Genomic DNA, 19069 nt, shown 5'->3' with positions numbered 1-19069 from the left:
AAGCCCGCGATGTGGCAACCGAAAACGCCATTCTTTGCCATGACTTGGCAAATCTGCCACGCATCCGCAGCCGGGATCAGGATTTCGTGAACGCCACGCGCATTGCCCGCCCCCCGCGCGGCGGGCAAAATGGCCCGAACACGCAGACAAGGGACAGGGCGGATGATGGGCTGGCTGGGACGGATCGTGATGGTGGCATTGCTGTTGGGGGTCGCGGCCTGCGCGCCCAGCAAGTTCAAGACCTATTCGGGGCCACAGGTCACCCAGGTCGTCGTCAACAAGGGCGCGCGCCAGATGCTGCTGATGCATGGCAACACGGTGCTGAAGGCCTATCGCATCGGGTTGGGCAACGAGCCGATCGGCCACAAGCAATATGAAGGCGACGGCAAGACGCCCGAGGGGCTTTACTATATCGACCGCCGCAATCCCGACAGCCGCTATCACCTGTCGGTCGGGGTCTCATACCCCAACCCGCAGGACAGCGCGCTGGCCGCCTCGGTCGGGCGCAGCGCAGGCAGCGATATCTTCATCCATGGCCAGGGCCCCGAGGGGCGCGCGCTTTCCAAACAGAAAGCCGACTGGACCGCCGGCTGCATCGCAGTGAGCGATGCCGAGATCGAGGATGTCTATGCCATGATCCCCGACGGCACGCCGATCCTGATCACGCCGTAATCGAGAAACAACCGAACGAAACCCAAAGCTTACGCGCCGTTCCTCCTAAGGGCGGCGCGTTTCTCATGGTGACCTGTGCAAAAGGGCAAGTACTCTGCCGGACCGTTCGAGAGTAAAAAATCGGAACAATTCGCCCCATCTTCCGAGTGCCCTGTTCCATGTACCTGCCCCCCGTCATCAGCGATGCCTTGATCGATTCGATCGAAACCGAGGGCTATGTTCCGGGCGCCATTGAAAGCGTGCTGCGCTTTGGTCCGCATTCGCGCTGGCGCGCGGGGGTGATCGCGGCCAGCTCGGCCACGCGTTCGCATGCGATTGCCACGCGCTGCGCGCTGCTGATCCCGCATAAGGGGCGGCGTACGCGCAAGCTTGCGCTGCATCCGTCGCTGCCGGCGGATGTGATCAAGTTCATGCTGAACGCCTATTGACCGCGCCCGGGGCCGGCGCGCGATGCGAAAGGGGCGGACCCAAAGGCCCGCCCCGCATAGTCGCCATCCGCTTGACCGGATGTGCCGTCAGTCGATCATCGGCAGCAGCGCGTCGACCGATTTCTTGGCGTCGCCATAGAACATCCGGGTGTTTTCTTTATAGAACAGCGGGTTCTCGATGCCGGAATAGCCCGTGCCCTGTCCGCGCTTGGAAACGAAGACCTGTTTCGCCTTCCAGACCTCGAGCACCGGCATGCCGGCGATGGGGCTGTTCGGGTCCTCTTGCGCGGCCGGGTTCACGATATCGTTCGAGCCGATGACGATGACCACATCCGTGTTCGGGAAGTCCTCGTTGATCTCGTCCATTTCCAGAACGATGTCATAGGGGACCTTGGCCTCGGCCAGAAGCACGTTCATGTGGCCCGGCAGGCGGCCCGCGACCGGGTGGATCGCAAAGCGCACGTTCTTGCCCTTGGCGCGCAGCTTGCGGGTCAGTTCGGAAACCGACTGCTGTGCCTGCGCCACGGCCATGCCATAGCCGGGGACGATGATGATCTCGTCGGCATCGTTCAGCGCGGCGGCCACGCCTTCGGCGTCGATGGCGATCTGTTCGCCCTCGATCTCCATCGCGGGGCCGGCCTCGCCGCCGAAACCGCCAAGGATGACGCTGACGAAATTGCGGTTCATCGCCTTGCACATGATATAGCTCAGGATCGCACCGGACGAGCCGACCAGCGCGCCGACCACGATCAAGAGGTCATTGCCCAGCGTGAAGCCGATGGCCGCCGCCGCCCAGCCCGAATAGCTGTTCAGCATCGAGACCACGACCGGCATGTCGGCGCCGCCGATGCCCATGATCAGGTGATAACCGATAAAGAACGCGGCCAGCGTGATCACCAGCAGCCACAGGACGGGCGCGCCGGCGGTGCAGTAAAGCACCAGGGCCAAAATCGACAGCGCCGCCGCGCCCGCGTTCAGCATATGCCCGCCCGGCAGCTTTTTCGGCTTGCCGTCGATCTTGCCGGCAAGCTTGCCAAAGGCCACGATCGAGCCGGTAAAGGTCACCGCACCGATAAATATCCCCAGTGCCACCTCGACCTTGAGCATGGCGATTTCCGAAGGTGTCTTATGCGCCAGCACGGCGGCAAAGCCGTGGAATTCGGCGGCCGCATCGGCGGCCTTGGCGCGCAGCACCCGGCCCAGTTCGAACTGGGCATTAAAGCCGATCAGCACGGCGGCCAGACCGACAAGGCTGTGCATGGCCGCGACCAGCTGCGGCATTTCCGTCATCTGGACGCGCTTGGCCACGACCCAGCCGACGGCCCCGCCAATGGCCAGCATGATCAGCGTCACACCCCAATTGCCATAGCCCGGCCCGATCAGCGTGGCGACAACCGCCAGCGCCATCGCGGCAATGCCGTACCAGACCGCGCGCTTGGCGCTTTCCTGTCCCGAAAGCCCGCCCAAGGACAGGATGAACAGGACTGCGGCAACCACATAAGCGGCGGTGGTGAATCCGTATTCCATCATCCCCTCCTTACGATTTCTGGAACATGGCGAGCATGCGCCGGGTGACGAGGAAGCCGCCAAAGATATTGACGCCCGCCATCAGCACCGAAAGCGCCGCCAGGAACACCACCAGCCACGAGCCGGATCCGATCTGCAAAAGCGCGCCCACGATGATGATCGAGGAAATCGCATTGGTGATCGCCATCAGGGGCGTGTGCAGCGAATGGCTGACATTCCAGATCACCTGGAAGCCGATAAAGACCGAGAGCACAAAGACGATGAAATGCGACAGAAAGCTTGCCGGGGCGAACATGCCCACCAGCAGCATCAGCGCCGCCCCCACGCCCAGAAGCGTGACCTGCGACCGGGTCTGGGCCTTGAACTCGGCCACTTCCTTGGCGCGGCGCTCTTCGGGGGTCAGTTCCTTGACCTTTTCCTTGGGCTTTTGCGCGGCGATGGCGGCGATCTTGGGCGGCGGTGGCGGCCAGGTGACGTCGCCGTCATAGGTGACGGTGGCGCCGCGAATGACGTCGTCTTCCATGTTCTGGTTGATGACGCCATCCTTGCCCGGCGTCAGATCGGCCAGCATGTGACGGATATTGTTGCCATAAAGCTCGGAGGCCTGGGCGCCCATGCGCGACGGGAAATCGGTATAGCCGATGATGATGACGCCGTTATCGGTGACAAAGCGTTCATCCGCGACGGTCAGTTCGCAATTGCCGCCACGCTCGGCGGCAAGATCGACGATGACCGAGCCGGTCTTCATCGCCTCGACCATGTCGCGGGTCCACAGCACCGGGGCCGGACGGCCCGGGATCAGCGCCGTGGTGATGACGATGTCCATCTGCGGCGCCAGTTCGCGGAATTTCTTGAGCTGCGCTTCGCGGAATTCCGGGCTGGAGGGCGCGGCATAGCCGCCGGTCGCGGCGCCGTCGGTCTGGCTTTCCGAGAAATCCAGATAGACGAATTCGGCGCCCATCGATTCGATCTGTTCGGCCACTTCGGGGCGGACGTCAAAGGCATAGACCTGTGCGCCAAGGCTGGTCGCGGCGCCGATCGCCGCCAGACCGGCAACGCCTGCGCCGATCACCAGCACCTTGGCCGGCGGTACCTTGCCCGCCGCCGTCACCTGCCCGGTGAAGAAACGGCCGAAATTATTCGCGGCCTCGATCACCGCGCGATAGCCGGCGATATTGGCCATCGAGGACAGTGCATCCATCTTTTGCGCGCGCGAGATGCGCGGCACCATGTCCATGGCGATGGCGGTGACGCCCTGTTCGCGCGCCTTTTCCAGAAGTTCGGCGTTCTGGGACGGATAGAAATAGGAAATGACCGTCTGGCCCGCGCGCATCCTGCCGATTTCGGCATCGCTGGGCGGGCGGACCTTGACCACCACATCGGCGGCCCCGATCAGCGCCTGGGCGCTTGGCTCGATGGTGACCCCTGCGGCCTCGTAATCCGCATCCGAGAAATTGGCGCGTACCCCCGCGCCGGACTCGACCAGAACCTCATGCCCCAGTTTCCTGAGATGGGCAGCCGAGGACGGAGTGACTGCGACCCGCGCCTCTCCCTCGTAGCTCTCCTTCAACGCACCGATCTTCACGAGGCGTCCTCCTCTGTTAGCGTCCGTCAGCGCCTTTGCATAGCATCGCGCAACAATCTTTCACAAGAGCGTGACGCCACGCCCGATTAGGAAATGTCACGCGACATCAGAATCGTAATCGCTGACCAAAAGATGGGTCGGGGCCACATCCTCGGTCACATTGGCAAAGCGACCGATGGGGGCGGCGAAGATATTGTCGGTCAGATCGTCATTGACCGTCGAGACCTCGCCGATCAGGCAAGCGCCGCCCTCGGCCCAGAATTCGTGCCAGTCGCCGGGACGCAGGGTCACGGATTCGCCGGGGCCAAGCCGGATCACCCCGCCAGCCGCCACCTCGCGCGGGATGCCGTCGCAATCGACCCGGACCGGGGCGTTGCGGTCCATCCGCCCCTGCCCGTCTGATCCGCAAAGTCGAATCGCCAGCGTCGCGCCGGAACGGTTGATGATGTCTTCGGTCTTGATGGCGTGGGTGTGCATCGGGCTGATCTGATTTTCCTGGCTGATCAACAGCTTTTCGGCATAGACCATGCCGCGCCCGGCGCTCAGTTCGACCAGATTGCCATTGCGCAGCGTGAACAGGAACAGCCCCAGCCGGTCGAAATCGCCCTGACCGTAATCGGTGATGTCCCAGCCAAGGCGGCCGTCACGGATCGCGGGCGTCGCGCGGGCGCGAAATTCCTGCGGGGTCCAATGGGCAAAGGGCGGCAGGTGAAATCCGGCACCGGCGATCATCTCGGCGGCATCGGCCATGATGGCATTGATCCGTGAGCGTTTCATGGTCTTCTCCGATCTAGAACCAGCGCCTGACCCGCGCCTTGTAGGTTTCGAATTCGGCCCCGAAATCGGCTGCGATCATCGCCTCTTCGCGTCGGATGAAGCGGTGCTGCAACAGCCATGCGAATCCCGGCAGCAGGATCAGCCCCGCAGGCGCCGAAAGCGCCGCAAACAGCCCGGCCAGCACGATCATATCGCCAAGATAGATGGGATTGCGCGAAAAACGAAAGGGGCCATGCGTGACCAATGCGTCGGGATGGCGCCCCGGGATGAATGTCGTGCGCGCGCGCCGCATCACCACCGCCGCCCAGAGCATCAAGGAAAGCCCGGCCACGACAAGAAAAAGGCCCGCCCCCCGGATTTCGGAGGACAGGCCGATCGGAAAAAGTCGCCCCAATCCCAGCCCGGCCAGCGCGAAAAGCACGAGCCAGAACTGAGGCAGGGCTGTCAGCTGCCGGATCACCCCATGGCTGCCTGTTGCGCCTGTTCGGCCTTGGCCTGAAGGCGGCGGGCATGCAGAACCGGCTCGGTATAGCCCGAGGGCTGCACCCGGCCCAGAAACACCAGATCGCAGGCCGCCTGAAAGGCCACGCCGTCAAAGCCCGGCGCCATCGGCCGGTAGGCCGCGTCGCCCGCGTTCTGGCGGTCGACGACGCCCGCCATCTTGCGCATCGCATCCATGACCTGGGTTTCGGTGACGATGCCATGATGCAGCCAGTTGGCCAGTGATTGCGCCGAAATGCGCAACGTGGCCCGGTCCTCCATCAGGCCGACATCGTTGATATCGGGCACTTTCGAACAGCCGACGCCCTGATCGACCCAGCGCACGACATAGCCCAGAATGCCCTGGCAGTTGTTTTCCAGTTCGCGCGCGATTTCGATGTCGCTGTAATTGCGGCCGCCGGCCAGCGGCACGGTCAATAGATCGTCCAGACGCGCCGGACGTTTCAGCGCCGCGATCTCGGCCTGGCGGGCATGAACGTCGACCTGATGGTAATGGGTCGCATGCAGGGTCGCGGCGGTCGGGCTGGGCACCCATGCGGTATTGGCACCCGATTTCGGGTGGCCGATCTTTTGGGTCAGCATGTCGGCCATGCGGTCGGGCATCGCCCACATGCCCTTGCCGATCTGCGCCTTGCCGGCCAGACCGCAGGCCAGACCGATATCGACATTGCGATCCTCATAGGCGGCAATCCAGGGCTGGGTCTTCATCTCGCCCTTGGCGAGCATGGCGCCCGCCTCCATCGAGGTGTGGATCTCGTCCCCGGTGCGGTCCAGAAAGCCCGTATTGATAAAGGCCACGCGATGTTTCGCGGCGCGGATGCATTCCTTGAGGTTGGCGCTGGTGCGGCGTTCCTCATCCATGATGCCCAGCTTGACGGTATTGGGCTGCAGGCCCAGCACCTTTTCGACATGATCGAAGATCTCGCAGGCAAAGGCCACCTCTTCGGGGCCATGCATCTTGGGCTTGACGACATAGATCGAGCCGGTGGCCGAGTTGCCCGGCCCCTGCCCGTCCAGATCGCGCTTGGCGCAAAGCGCGGTGATCATGGCGTCCAACAGGCCCTCATAGACCTCGTGCCCCTCGCGGTCGAGAACGGCGGGCGTGGTCATCAGATGGCCGACATTGCGGACCAGCATGAGCGCGCGCCCCTTATGGGTCACGGGCTGGCCATCGGGGCCGGTAAAGGTCACATCGGGGTTTAGCCGGCGGGTGATGGTGCCGCCGCCCTTGGCCACCTCTTCGGTCAGGCTGCCATCCATGAGACCCAACCAGTTGCCATAGGCCTGGGCCTTGTCGACGCCATCGACACAGGCGACCGAATCTTCGCAATCCATGATCGCCGACAGGGCCGATTCCAGCACGATATCGGAAATCCCGGCCTTGTCCTGTCCGCCGACAGCGGTCGAGGGATCGATGACGATGCGGATCAGCAACCCGTTGTTTTTCAGATAGATATCCGTGGGGCGGGCGGCATCGCCGCCAAAGCCCGCGAATTTCGCCGGATCGCGCAGCGCCGGGACCAGCGCGCCGTCCTTGACCGCAAGCGCGCCCGCATCGGCCCATGACCCCTGCGCAAGCGGCACCGCGCCATCCAGAAAATCCCGGCCCCAGGCGATGACACGGGCGCCGCGCTCGGCGTCATAGCCTTTGCCGCGCGGCAGATCGCCCATGGCATCGGTGCCGTAAAGCGCGTCATAAAGGCTGCCCCAGCGGGCATTGGCGGCGTTCAGCGCATAGCGCGCATTGGTGATCGGCACCACCAGCTGCGGGCCGGCGACGCTGGCGAATTCGGGATCGGTGGCGGCGGTCTCGATGCTGAAATCGGGCCCTTCGGGCAACAGATAGCCGATCTCGGTCAGGAAATCGCGATAGGCGGCGGCATCGTCCTTGCCGCGATTGGCCATGTGCCAGGCGTCGATGCTTGCCTGCAATTCATCGCGCTTTTCCAGCAAGGCGCGGTTGCGGGGGCCGAATTCGTGGATCAGCTCGGAAAGCCCCTCCCAGAAGCGGCGCGGATCGACCCCGCTGCCCGGCAGCGCATGTTCGTTGATGAAGGAGGCCAGTGCCTCGTCGACCCGCAACCCTGCCTTTTCTACCCGAGCCATGACGTTCCCCTTCTGACGCAGCAATCCGATTGTTGTACACGGTGGTATGCCAAGCGGCGGCTTGTTTCAACCGGCGTGATCTTTGCGCAAACAGAAATTCACAATTGCGCTGGAATTGAAAATCCGCCGCCCGGTGCCGGACGGCGGATCCCTTGGGTCCGATCGGACCCGGATCGGCGGGATGGTGCCGATCAGTTCGTGGGCGCGGTGGCCGGCGCGGTGCCGGTGGCCGGAGCAGTCGTCGGCGCAGTCGTAGGTGCAGTCGCCGGGGTTTCCTCGACGGTGATCGCATTGTCCAGCGCCTCGCCGGCGTTCTCGACCGCGGTCTTGGCGGCCTCGCCCGCATTCTCGGCGGCGGCCTTGGCGGCGTCGACGGCGTTCCCGGCAGCCTCGCCCGCCGCATCGGCGGCGTTCCCGGCGGCGGTGGCGGCATCGCTGGCCATATCGGCGGCGGCATCAGCCGCATTCTCGGCGGCGGTGCCGACAGCCTGACCGGCGGCCTCGGCCGCATTCTCGGCCGCGGTCGCGGCGTCGCTTGCGGCATTCTCGGCGGCGGTGGCCGCATCGCTCGCGGCATTCGCCGCGCTTTCAGCCGCCGCTTCCGCAGGTGCGGCAACTGGGGCATCGGTGGCTGCGGCCGGCGCTTCGGTGGTGGTTTCGGCCGGTGCGGTCGTGGTCACCGCTGCCGGTTCCTCGCCCGTGGTGGTCGCGGCCTCGTCGCGGGCCATGAAGTATTGCAGCACGAAATAGACGATCGCCAGAGCCAGCAGGATCCCGATGATCAGCGGCAAGGGCGAGGCGCGGCGCTCGACCGGCTCGACATGCGTTTCGACCTTCACATTGGGGCGATGCGGATCGGTCGCATCGGTGCGGCGAGGGTCGTTCGGGTCATAATTGGCCATTGGCGGTTCCTTCTTTGGGTCAACTATCCAGCCTCTGCCGGCCACGGCGGGAAATCCCCCTCGACCTTGCGGCCCGGCAGTCATGCGACTAACACTTGGCATCCGCACAAGTTCCCGTGCGGTGCCGATTTTTCCTTACTCAAGGCGGGAAGCGGGATGAACGCGACGCATTACCTGGCCGACTGGCGGCCCTTTCCCTATCAGATCACCGAAACGCGGCTGGAATTCGATCTTGCACCGCGCGCCACGCGGGTACGCTCGCGGATCGGATTCGTCCGGCGCGGCGATGGCGATCTTGTGCTGGACGGGGCCGGGCTCAAGACCCTGTCGCTGGCGGTCGATGACAAGGCCCTGCCGCTTTCGCTGGCGGGGGATGGGCAACTGATCATCCCCGCCGCCGACCTGCCCGACAGCTTCACCTTCGAGGCCGAGGTCGAGATCGACCCCGAGGCCAATACCGCGCTTGAGGGTCTCTATCTTTCAGGCGGCATCTTCTGCACCCAATGCGAGGCCGAGGGCTTTCGCCACATCACCTGGTATCCCGACCGCCCCGATGTGATGGCGCCCTTTCACGTCACCATCAATTCCGACATGCCGGTGCTCTTGTCGAACGGCAACCCGGTCGAAGAGGCCCCGGGCCGAGCCATCTGGCAGGATCCGTGGAAAAAGCCCGCCTATCTCTTTGCGCTGGTCGCGGGCGATCTGCGCGCCGTTTCCGACAGTTTCACCACCATGTCGGGGCGCAAGGTTGCGCTCAATGTCTGGGTGCGGCCGGGCGACGAGGGGCGCGCCGGCTATGCGATGGAATCGCTGATCCGGTCGATGAAATGGGACGAGGACGTTTACGGTCGCGAATACGATCTGGACGTGTTCAACATCGTCGCCGTCGATGATTTCAACATGGGCGCGATGGAAAACAAGGGGTTGAACATCTTCAACTCGAAGCTGGTTCTGGCCACCGCCGAAACCGCGACGGATGGCGATTACGAACGCATCGAAGGCGTCATCGGGCACGAATATTTCCACAACTGGACCGGCAACCGCATCACCTGCCGCGACTGGTTCCAGCTTTGCCTGAAAGAGGGGCTGACGGTCTTTCGCGACCAGCAATTCACCAGCGACATGCGCTCGCCCGCCGTCAAGCGCATCCATGACGTCCAGACCCTGCGCGCGCGCCAGTTCCGCGAGGATGCAGGCCCGCTCGCGCATCCGCCGCGCCCCGATCATTATCAGGAAATCAATAACTTCTACACCGCGACCGTCTATGAAAAAGGCGCCGAGGTGATCGGCATGCTCAAGCGGCTGGTCGGTGACGAGGGCTATCGCAAGGCGCTGGACCTCTATTTCGAGCGCCATGACGGTCAGGCCTGCACCATCGAGGACTGGATCGCCGTGTTCCAGGATGCAACGGGCCGCGACCTGACCCAGTTCAAGCGCTGGTATACCGATGCCGGCACCCCGCGCCTGACCCTGACCGAGGATTGGGCCGATGGCCGCCTGGTCCTGAACTTTCATCAGGAAACGGCGCCCACGCCCGGCCAGCCGGAAAAACCCGCCCGCGTCATTCCCATCGCGCTTGGCCTGATCGGCCCGAATGGCGACGAGGTGCTGCCGACGACGGTGCTGGAAATGACCGAGCCCGCGCAAAGCTTCAGCTTCGACGGGTTGGGCGCGCGGCCCGTGGTTTCGCTTTTGCGGGGCTTTTCGGCCCCGGTGACAGTTGACCGCGAAATTGGCGCCGATCAACAGGCTTTGCTGCTTGCGCATGACACCGACCCCTATGCGCGCTGGCAGGCCGGCCACGATCTGGCGCTGGACGGGCTGATCCTGCGCGCGGGTGGCCGGGACGGTGGCGAGGATTTCAACCGCGCCCTTGCCGGGGTGCTCGCCGATGCCGGGGACGATCCCGCCTTTGCCGCGCTTTGCCTGTCGCTGCCCGGCGAGGAAGAGATCGCCACCGCCATCTCGGCGCGCGGCGGCATTCCCGATCCCGATGCCATCCATGCGGCGCGCCGGGCGCAGATGCTGGACATCGCCACGACGCATGAGACCGCGCTGGCGCGGCTTTACGACGCCATGGCCCAGCCCGGCCCCTATCGCCCCGATGCCGAGGGCGGCGGGCGGCGCAGTCTGCGGCTGGCCTCACTGGCCTATCTCAGCCGGCTGGATGGCGGTGCGCGCGCCGAGGCGCTTTACCGCACCGCCACCAATATGACCGAACGTCAGGGCGCGCTGGAACAGCTGATCGCGGCCGGGCGCGACAAGGCGGCGCTGGCCGATTTCGCGGCCGAGTTTGGTGCCAACCGGCTGGTCATGGACAAGTGGTTCATGGTCCAGCCGCTGCGCGCGGCGCCCGACAGGGCGGTGGCACGGGCGCGCGAACTGGCCGCGCATCCCGATTTCGACTGGAAAAACCCCAACCGATTCCGCGCCCTGATCGGCGGGCTGACCGCGAACCATGCCGGTTTCCATGCCGCCGATGGCTCGGGCTATGATTTCCTCGCCGAATGGCTGATGCGGCTGGATCCGGTCAATCCGCAAACCACCGCGCGCATGTGCTCGGCCTTCGAGACCATCTCGCGCTATGATGCCGGCCGGCAGGCCCATGCGCGATCCGCGCTGGAACGTATCGCCGCCCTGCCCGGCTTGTCGCGCAACAGTTCGGAAATGGTTACGCGTATCCTTGCCGGGCTGAACTGAGATGCGCGAACCGCTCTTGCGGCCCGGAAATGGGCGGGGCAATACTCGGGCCATGGATGCCCGCGAGGACATGAAACGCCGTCTGGATCCGCTTATCCAAGAGCGGGCGCCCTGGCTTTTTACGGGCCGGCGTTATCACGATCTGGCACGACAGGCGCTGATGTGGCTGTTGCGATACCCGCGCACGGTCGAGCTGGGGGCCGAATATCGCGACCTGCCCACCGATGAGATCATGCGCCGGTTGGCGCAGCTGATCGTGCGCGATCTCACCGTCGAGGGGCTGGAACATATCCCGGCGACAGGGCCGGCGCTGATCGTGGCCAACCACCCGACCGGGATCGCCGATGGGATCGTCCTGAACGCTGTCATCTCGGCGATCAGGGACGATCTGTTCATCTATGCCAATCACGACGTGATGCGCATCCTGCCGCAATTCGGCAGCCTGATCGCCCCGGTCGAATGGCGACAGGAAAAGCGCAGCCACGCCAAGACCCGCGCCACCATGGACTATACCCGCGAGGCGCTTTTGCGCGGCCGCATCGGGCTGATCTTTCCATCGGGGCGTCTGGCCAAGCGGCGCGGATTGACCCTGCACGAACGGCCCTGGATGGCCAGCGCGGCCATGATCGCGCGCAAATTCGATGCCCCGATCATCCCGCTGCGCATCCGGGCGCGCAATTCGGCGCTGTTCTATCTGCTGGATGCGATCCATCCGACGGTGCGCGACGTGACGCTGTTCAACGAGGTGCTGAACAAGGCCAGCCAGCCCTATCGCATCACCGTGGGCGCGCCGATCCTGCCCGCGACCCTGCCGGCGCGCAGCGAAGAGGCCATCGCAGTGATGCGCGAGCATGTGTTGGCCTTGCCCGCGCCCGGCCCCGCCGCCGTGCGCATCCGCCATATCGGCAACCTGTCGAGGCAGCATCGCACCATCGCCCGGCCGCATGTCATCAAGTAACCGGCCCGGCCGATCCTTCGGCAGGGTCGGGTTTTGGATATTTGAATGAAGAAGAAAGACCGGCCGCAACGCCCCGCGCGCGACCGGTCATGCTTTCTTCTTCACATAAATATCCATAGGGCCGCGACGCCGGCGCAGGTCGCGCCGGTCACAGCACCATGTCATCACGATGGATCAGCGCGGCGCGGCCGGGATAGCCCAGAAGCGCCTCGATCTCGTCGCTGCGATGCCCGGCGATGGTGCGGGTCTCGGCATGGGAATAGCGGACCAGCCCCGAGGCCAGCCGCGCGCCCCGCGGATCAAGCACCACGACAGGATCGCCGCGCCCGAAACGTCCCGCGACCGCCGTCACGCCCGCCGGCAACAGCGATTTCCCCTGTCCCAGCGCCTGCGCGGCCCCGGCATCGACGGTGATCTCGCCCTTGGGTTTCATCGCCGCGATCCAGCGTTTGCGCGCGGCCTGGGGGTCGGTATCGGGCAGGAACCAGGTCACCCGCGCCCCCCGCGCCACCGCCGACAGCGGATTGAGAACCGAGCCCTCGGCAATGGCCATGGCGCAGCCCCCGGCCACGGCGGTGCGCGCGGCCATCAGCTTGGTCTTCATGCCGCCCTTGCTCAGCCCCGAGACGGGGTCGCCGCCCATGGCCTCGATCTCGGCGGTGATGGCCTCGACCACCGGCAGGTGGCGGGCATCGGGATCGGTCTTGGGATTGGCGGTGTAAAGCCCGTCCACATCCGACAAGAGCAGCAGCTGATCGGCGCCGCAGGTCACCGCGATCTGCGCCGCCAGCCGGTCATTGTCGCCAAAGCGGATCTCGTCGGTGGCAACGGTATCGTTTTCATTGACGATGGGCACGACGCCCATGCCCAACAGCGTCTGCATGGTGGCGCGGCTGTTCAGATAGCGGCGGCGATCGGTGGTGTCATCGAGCGTCATCAAGAGCTGGGCGGTCTTGACGCCATGCGGGGCAAGCGCCTCTTCATAGGCGCGGGCGAGGCGGATCTGGCCCACCGCCGCCGCCGCCTGCGACTGTTCGACCCGCAGGGGGCCGGCGGGCAGTTCCAGCACCTTGCGCCCGAGCGCGATCGCGCCTGACGACACAAGCACCACATCCGTGCCCCGCGCCCGCGCGGAGGCGATATCGTCGCAAAGCGCCCGCAGCCATTCAAGGCGCAGCCCGTCCGGCCCGACCAGAAGCGCCGAGCCGATCTTGACCACAAGCCGCCGCGCGCGGTCCAGCTCGGGGATCACGGCTGCCAAGATCCGCTGTCCTTTTCCGGCGCCGGCTTGCGCGAGGGCGCGATCTGAACCCAGAGCGCGCGCAGCACATCGGTCACCCCCTCGCGCGAGACGCCGGACATGAGATGCACCGGCCCGCCGATTTCGGCCTCGAGCGCGGCGCGGCGCTCGGCCAGGGTTTCGGCGTCCAGCGCGTCGATCTTGTTCAAGGCGGTGATGCGCGGCTTTTCGGCCAGAGCCGGGGAATAGGCGGCAAGCTCGGTCAGGATGGTGCGGGCATCGGCCGCGACATCCTCGGCGGTGCCATCGACCAGATGCAAAAGCACCCGCGAGCGTTCGACATGGCCCAGAAACTGGTCGCCGAGGCCCCGGCCCTCGCTTGCGCCCTCGATCAGGCCGGGAATGTCTGCGATGACGAATTCATGGCCATCGACGCCGACCACACCCAGATTGGGATGCAGCGTGGTAAAGGGATAGTCCGCGATCTTGGGCCGTGCGTTCGAGACCGCCGACAAAAAGGTCGATTTCCCGGCATTGGGCAGGCCGACCAGCCCGGCATCGGCGATCAGCTTGAGCCGCAGCCACAGCGTGCGCTCGACCCCCGGCTGGCCGGGATTGGCATGGCGCGGCGCGCGGTTGGTCGAGGATTTGAAATGCAGGTTGCCAAAGCCGCCATTGCCGCCCCGCGCAAGCAGGATGCGCTGGCCGGGCGCGGTCAGATCGGCGATGACGGTTTCCTGATCCTCGTCCAGGATCTCGGTGCCGACCGGCACGCGCAGCACGATATCGTCGCCCGAGGCGCCGGTGCGCTGTGCGCCCATGCCGTGCTGGCCCGATTTGGCAAAGAAATGCTGTTGAAAGCGAAAGTCGATCAGCGTGTTCAGCCCGTCCACCGCCTCGGCCCAGACATCGCCGCCGCGTCCGCCGTCGCCGCCGTCAGGGCCGCCATATTCGATGAACTTCTCGCGGCGGAAGGACACACAGCCGGCGCCTCCGCCGCCCGAGCGGATATAGACCTTGGCGAGATCGAGGAATTTCACGGCAGCGATCCTTGCGGAAAAACGGGGGCAAGGCGGGGGATACGCTGTTGCGGGCGGCGGTTCAAGACCGCAGCCGCCGGTGCCGATGCGGACACCACCCGGGCCGCGACACGCGTGCCATGCCGGCACAGTCAGACCTTGTCACGACCTCGGATCGAGGTGACACCGCCCCCCGCCCACGCTAGAGCCAGAAGGCGGCCATGAGAATGCCCGCATCACGACCACGCCACCGGAGAAAGCCATGCCGCCTTTGCTGACCTATGCCACGCTTTTCACCGCCATCTCGCTTGAGGTGATCGGCACGACATTCCTGCAACGCAGCCAGCAATTCACCCAGATCGTGCCGACGCTGATCATGGCGCTGTGCTATGCGGCCTCGTTCTTTTTCCTGTCGCTGGTGCTGAAATCCATGCCGCTGGGCATCGCCTATGCCATCTGGAGCGGGATGGGCATCGTGCTGATCGCGGTGATCGGGTTTGCGGTCTTTGGCCAGAAGCTCGATCTGGCGGCGGTGATCGGGCTGGGGCTGATCGTCAGCGGGGTCGTGGTGGTCAACCTGTTCTCGGACAGTGTTTCACATTGAGGGCAAGCCCTTAACATTTCGGCAACCGGCTCTAGATATCCTAGGGAAGGAGCGCCGCCCATGATCCGTTTCGACAACAGCTATGCCCGTCTGCCTCAGGGCTTTTTCACCCGCACCGCGCCGACCCCGGTCAGCGCGCCAGAACTGATCGCGCTGAACCGGCCGCTGGCACAGCGGCTGGGGCTGGATCCCGACTGGCTGACCAGCGAGGCCGGCATCGCCATGCTGGCCGGAAACGCCCTGCCCGAAGGGGCCGAGCCGATTGCCCAGGCCTATGCCGGCCACCAGTTCGGCGGTTTCGTGCCGCAGCTGGGCGATGGCCGCGCCGTGCTTTTGGGCGAGGTGCTGGCCCCCGATGGCGCGCGTTTCGATATTCAGCTGAAGGGGGCCGGACCCACGCCCTTTTCGCGGCGCGGCGATGGCCGGGCCTGGCTGGGGCCGGTGCTGCGCGAATATCTGATCAGCGAATTCATGGCCGCCTTTGGCATTCCGACGACGCGGGCGCTGGCGGCGGTTGCCACCGGCGAAAGGGTGATCCGCGAATCCGTGCTGCCCGGTGCGGTGCTGACGCGGGTCGCATCCTCGCATATCCGGGTCGGCACCTTTGAATTCTATGCCGCGCGCGGCGACAAGGCGCGGCTGCAACTTCTGGCCGATCACGTCATCGCGCGCCATTATCCCGATGCCAGCGGGCCGGGCGATCTGTTGCAGCGCGTCGTCGACCGGCAGGCCGCGACCATCGCCGGCTGGATGGCGCTGGGGTTCATCCACGGGGTGATGAATACCGACAATATGTCCATTTCCGGCGAGACGATCGATTACGGCCCGGCCGCCTTCATGGATGCCTTCCGGCCCGACAAGGTGTTTTCCTCGATCGATGCGGGCGGGCGCTATGCCTGGAACGAACAGCCCAATATCGCGGTCTGGAACCTTGCGCAGCTGGCCAGTTGTCTGGTCCCGCTGATGGGCAATGACGATGCCGCCGTGGCCGAGGCGACGCGCATCGTCCACAGCTTTCCCGACACCTATCAGCGCGAATGGCTGACGCGTTTCGCCGCCAAGCTGGGCATTTCCGCCCCGCTCGCCGAGGATGAGGCGCTGATCCGCCGGCTGCTGGACCTGATGGCGGCCGAGGGAGCCGATTTCACCCGCACCTTTGCGGGGCTTTCGATGGGAACTGCGCGCAACGAATTTACCCGCCCCGAGGCGTTCGACGCCTGGGCCGCCGATTGGCAGGCGCGCGTTTCCGAATTGCGCGACGCTCGCACCTGTCTGCTGCGCGCCAATCCCCGCCGCATTCCGCGCAACCACCGCATCGAGGCCGCGATCGAGGCCGCGCGCGAGGGGGATTTCACCCCGTTCCAGCGGCTTGACTCTGCGCTGCGCGCGCCGTTCGATGAGCGTGAGGAATGGGCCGATCTGGCCCTTGCCCCACAGCCCGACGAAATCGTCCACCGCACGTTCTGCGGGACCTGAAGACCAAAGGAACCCATGCCGACGCGCCCGGACCGCCTGCGACTGGCCAGCTACAACCTGCATAAATGCCGTGGCATGACCGGCCCCTATGCGCCCGAACGCAATCTGCGCGTGATCGCCGAAATCGGGGCGGACGTCATCGCCCTGCAAGAGGTGGATTTCCGTCACGGCTCGCGTCCCGAGGCCCTGCCCCGCGCCAGGATTGAGGCCGCGACCGGCATGGTTCCCGCGATCTTTAACGGCACCGGCAGCAATTCGCTGGGCTGGCACGGCCAGACCATCCTTTTGCGCCCGGAACTGATGGCCGAGGCGCAGGTCCGGCGCCTGCCCCTGCCCGGGATCGAGCCGCGCGGCGCGCTGGCGCTGCGGCTGCCGGGGCTGACGCTGATCGCGCTGCATCTGGGGCTGGCGCGGTCTTCGCGCCGCGCGCAATTGCAGCGCATCGTCGCCCAGGCCGGCCGGCTTGGCCCCGACAGGCTGGTGCTGACCGGCGATTTCAACGAATGGCACGACGATCGCGGGCTTGAGCCGCTTGAGCCGATGCATGTCATCGCCCCGGGGCCAAGCTGGCCCGCGCCCTTTCCGCGCCTGCGCTATGACCGTTTCGCCGTGTCGCGCGGGATCGAGGTTCTGGCCCATGGCGTTCACGACAATGACATGGCGCGCCAGGCCTCGGACCATCTGCCGGTCTGGGCCGACATCGCCTTTGAGCCGCGCTCGGCCGCGCCCGAACCGGGCATTTCCGGCCGCATCGACGGCCAGCTCGGCGAATGACGCTTTCGCCCCCGCGCGAAGGCCGCTAAAGATCGGGCAACCATTGTCACCAGAGGGACGGAGAACACATGACCGCCATCATCGACATTTATGCCCGTGAGATTCTGGACAGCCGCGGCAATCCGACCGTCGAGGTCGATGTCACGCTGGAAGACGGCACCATGGGCCGCGCGGCGGTGCCCTCGGGCGCCTCGACCGGCGCGCATGAGGCGGTCGAAAAGCGCGACGGCGACAAGGCGCGCTATATGGGCAAGGGCGTTCTTGAGGCCGTCGCCGCCGTCAATGGCGAGATCGCCGAGAACCTGATCGGCGAGGACGTGACCGACCAGATCGGCATCGACCGCATGATGATCGAACTGGACGGCACCCCGAACAAGGGCCGCCTTGGCGCCAACGCCATCCTTGGCGTGTCGCTGGCCGCCGCGAAGGCCGCGGCCGAGACCAGCGCCCAGCCGCTTTACCGCTATGTCGGCGGCACCAATGCCCGCATCCTGCCGGTGCCGATGATGAACATCATCAATGGCGGCGAACATGCCGACAACCCCATCGATATTCAGGAATTCATGATCATGCCGGTTTCCGCGGAAAACATCCGCGACGCCGTGCGCATGGGCTCCGAGGTCTTTCACACGCTGAAAAAGGAACTGTCGGCGGCGGGTCTTGCCACCGGCGTCGGCGACGAGGGCGGCTTTGCGCCGAACCTTTCCAGCACCCGCGATGCGCTGGATTTCATCCTGAAAGCCATCGAAAAGGCCGGCTATGCGCCCGGCGACGATATCATGCTGGCCCTGGATTGCGCCTCGACCGAGTATTTCAAGGGCGGCAAATACGACATGAAGGGCGAGGGCAAGATCCTGACCCCGGCCGAGAATGTCGCCTATCTGGCCGCGCTTTGCGACGATTATCCGATCCTGTCGATCGAGGATGGCTGCGCCGAGGATGACTGGGCGGGCTGGAAGCTTCTGACCGAACGCCTGGGCGACCGGGTTCAGCTGGTGGGCGACGATCTCTTTGTGACCAACCCCGCCCGTCTGGCCGAAGGCATCGCACAGGGCTGTGCCAACAGCCTTCTGGTCAAGGTGAACCAGATCGGCACCCTGACCGAGACGCTGGACGCCGTGCGCATGGCCGACCGCGCCGGCTATACCAGCGTGATGTCGCACCGCTCGGGCGAGACCGAGGACGCGACCATCGCCGACCTCGCCGTGGCGACGAATTGCGGCCAGATCAAGACCGGCTCGCTGGCCCGGTCCGACCGGCTTGCGAAATATAACCAGCTGATCCGTATCGAGGAAATGCTGGGCGCAGCGGCGGAATATGCCGGGCGCTCGATCCTGCGCGGGTAATTGGCCCGGCGCTGAAATGACAAAAGCCCGCGTCAAAGGACGCGGGCTTTTACTTTACCGCAAGCATCGATGCCACGTTCATCGGGATGGCCGCAATGCGGGACAAAACAGTCAGTCGGTTTCCGCGAACCGCTCCTGCTCATCAGGCCATGTCCAAATACTTTCATCCGCGAGTATCGCTGCCACTACTGCTTCAGCCCGTTCTCGTGAAGTAGGACTTTGTCCAAGTGCCATGTAATCGGCTTCGACGCTAAGAAGGTAGCTGACAACCTGATCACGGGGCTTTCCCTGCCTTAGCTGAGAGGCGGCGGAAATCAGATAGTTGTCGTATTCATCGGCGAACCCTAGGTTGCCTTCATCACTCCATTTTCCGGTGAAAGGTCCATCTGCCCCCAGTAGTCCTATGGGGTCCCAGAGGTTCCAGCCGATGTCTCGTAGTCTTGACAGCTTTAGT

16 protein-coding genes are annotated in these 19069 nt (G+C 65.1%); 8 read left to right on the top strand and 8 right to left on the bottom strand.

Annotated elements, in window-relative coordinates; translation table 11 throughout:
- The first annotated feature begins 162 nt into the window (after positions 1–162).
- Positions 163–672 carry a L,D-transpeptidase family protein gene (locus ACFOMH_RS08725; RefSeq protein ID WP_377743959.1) on the top strand — a complete coding sequence of 170 codons (510 nt, stop codon included), beginning with the start codon at positions 163–165 and terminating at the stop codon, positions 670–672.
- Positions 673–830: 158 nt separating this feature from the next.
- Positions 831–1100, top strand: a complete 270-nt coding sequence (locus ACFOMH_RS08720) for a hypothetical protein (protein ID WP_374426472.1) — start codon at positions 831–833, stop codon at positions 1098–1100.
- An 87-nt stretch (positions 1101–1187) separates the two neighbouring features.
- Here the strand turns inward: ACFOMH_RS08720 and ACFOMH_RS08715 are convergent, their stop codons facing one another.
- The 6 genes from ACFOMH_RS08715 to ACFOMH_RS08690 all read right to left on the bottom strand — a co-directional run bounded on the left by ACFOMH_RS08715 (position 1188) and on the right by ACFOMH_RS08690 (position 8498).
- Complete coding sequence (locus tag ACFOMH_RS08715; RefSeq protein WP_374426475.1) at positions 1188–2627, bottom strand: NAD(P)(+) transhydrogenase (Re/Si-specific) subunit beta; 1440 nt, start codon at positions 2625–2627, stop codon at positions 1188–1190.
- A gap of 10 nt (positions 2628–2637) precedes the next feature.
- Positions 2638–4212 carry a Re/Si-specific NAD(P)(+) transhydrogenase subunit alpha gene (locus ACFOMH_RS08710; RefSeq protein WP_377743957.1) on the bottom strand — a complete coding sequence of 525 codons (1575 nt, stop codon included), beginning with the start codon at positions 4210–4212 and terminating at the stop codon, positions 2638–2640.
- 96 nt (positions 4213–4308) lie between these two features.
- A complete protein-coding gene (locus ACFOMH_RS08705) occupies positions 4309–4989 on the bottom strand; it encodes a D-lyxose/D-mannose family sugar isomerase (RefSeq protein ID WP_377743954.1) in 681 nt (226 codons plus the stop codon).
- A 13-nt stretch (positions 4990–5002) separates the two neighbouring features.
- Entirely contained in the window at positions 5003–5449 is a 447-nt protein-coding gene (locus ACFOMH_RS08700) for a methyltransferase family protein (RefSeq protein WP_374426483.1), read from the bottom strand.
- Positions 5446–7596, bottom strand: coding sequence for a malate synthase G (locus tag ACFOMH_RS08695; protein WP_377743952.1), 2151 nt, complete (start codon positions 7594–7596; stop codon positions 5446–5448). Before ACFOMH_RS08695 ends, ACFOMH_RS08700 begins: the two co-directional genes overlap by 4 nt.
- A 191-nt stretch (positions 7597–7787) precedes the next feature.
- Positions 7788–8498 (bottom strand): hypothetical protein, encoded by a 711-nt coding sequence (locus ACFOMH_RS08690; RefSeq protein WP_374426488.1) that lies wholly within the window; start codon positions 8496–8498, stop codon positions 7788–7790.
- A gap of 156 nt (positions 8499–8654) precedes the next feature.
- On the opposite strand from ACFOMH_RS08690, the gene pepN reads away from it, so the two are divergent.
- A complete protein-coding gene (gene pepN / locus ACFOMH_RS08685) occupies positions 8655–11198 on the top strand; it encodes an aminopeptidase N (RefSeq protein ID WP_377743950.1) in 2544 nt (847 codons plus the stop codon).
- 70 nt (positions 11199–11268) lie between these two features.
- The gene (locus tag ACFOMH_RS08680) at positions 11269–12156 is read left to right on the top strand and encodes a 1-acyl-sn-glycerol-3-phosphate acyltransferase (protein WP_377743948.1); all 888 of its coding nucleotides are present in this window, start codon (positions 11269–11271) and stop codon (positions 12154–12156) included.
- Positions 12157–12304: 148 nt separating this feature from the next.
- Here ACFOMH_RS08680 and proB read toward each other — a convergent pair whose 3' ends face one another.
- Both proB and obgE read right to left on the bottom strand, forming a co-directional pair.
- A complete protein-coding gene (gene proB / locus ACFOMH_RS08675) occupies positions 12305–13417 on the bottom strand; it encodes a glutamate 5-kinase (protein WP_377743947.1) in 1113 nt (370 codons plus the stop codon).
- Positions 13405–14436 carry a GTPase ObgE gene (gene obgE / locus ACFOMH_RS08670; RefSeq protein WP_377743945.1) on the bottom strand — a complete coding sequence of 344 codons (1032 nt, stop codon included), beginning with the start codon at positions 14434–14436 and terminating at the stop codon, positions 13405–13407. Before obgE ends, proB begins: the two co-directional genes overlap by 13 nt.
- A gap of 241 nt (positions 14437–14677) precedes the next feature.
- Between obgE and ACFOMH_RS08665 the strand changes: the two genes are divergently transcribed.
- The 4 genes from ACFOMH_RS08665 to eno all read left to right on the top strand — a co-directional run bounded on the left by ACFOMH_RS08665 (position 14678) and on the right by eno (position 18615).
- Positions 14678–15019: a DMT family transporter gene (locus ACFOMH_RS08665; RefSeq protein ID WP_377743944.1), complete on the top strand. Its 342-nt coding sequence runs from the start codon at positions 14678–14680 to the stop codon at positions 15017–15019.
- A 60-nt stretch (positions 15020–15079) separates the two neighbouring features.
- Positions 15080–16495 carry a protein adenylyltransferase SelO gene (locus ACFOMH_RS08660; protein ID WP_377743943.1) on the top strand — a complete coding sequence of 472 codons (1416 nt, stop codon included), beginning with the start codon at positions 15080–15082 and terminating at the stop codon, positions 16493–16495.
- A gap of 15 nt (positions 16496–16510) precedes the next feature.
- Positions 16511–17269, top strand: coding sequence for an endonuclease/exonuclease/phosphatase family protein (locus ACFOMH_RS08655; protein ID WP_374426505.1), 759 nt, complete (start codon positions 16511–16513; stop codon positions 17267–17269).
- Between the two features lie 68 nt (positions 17270–17337).
- Positions 17338–18615, top strand: a complete 1278-nt coding sequence (eno, locus tag ACFOMH_RS08650) for a phosphopyruvate hydratase (RefSeq protein ID WP_374426508.1) — start codon at positions 17338–17340, stop codon at positions 18613–18615.
- Positions 18616–19069: the final 454 nt, after the last annotated feature.

Source organism: Paracoccus mangrovi (assembly GCF_042648425.1).
GTDB lineage: Bacteria > Pseudomonadota > Alphaproteobacteria > Rhodobacterales > Rhodobacteraceae > Paracoccus > Paracoccus mangrovi.
Note: the sequence above shows the minus strand (reverse complement) of the source record. Positions and strands in the feature narration are given on the sequence as shown.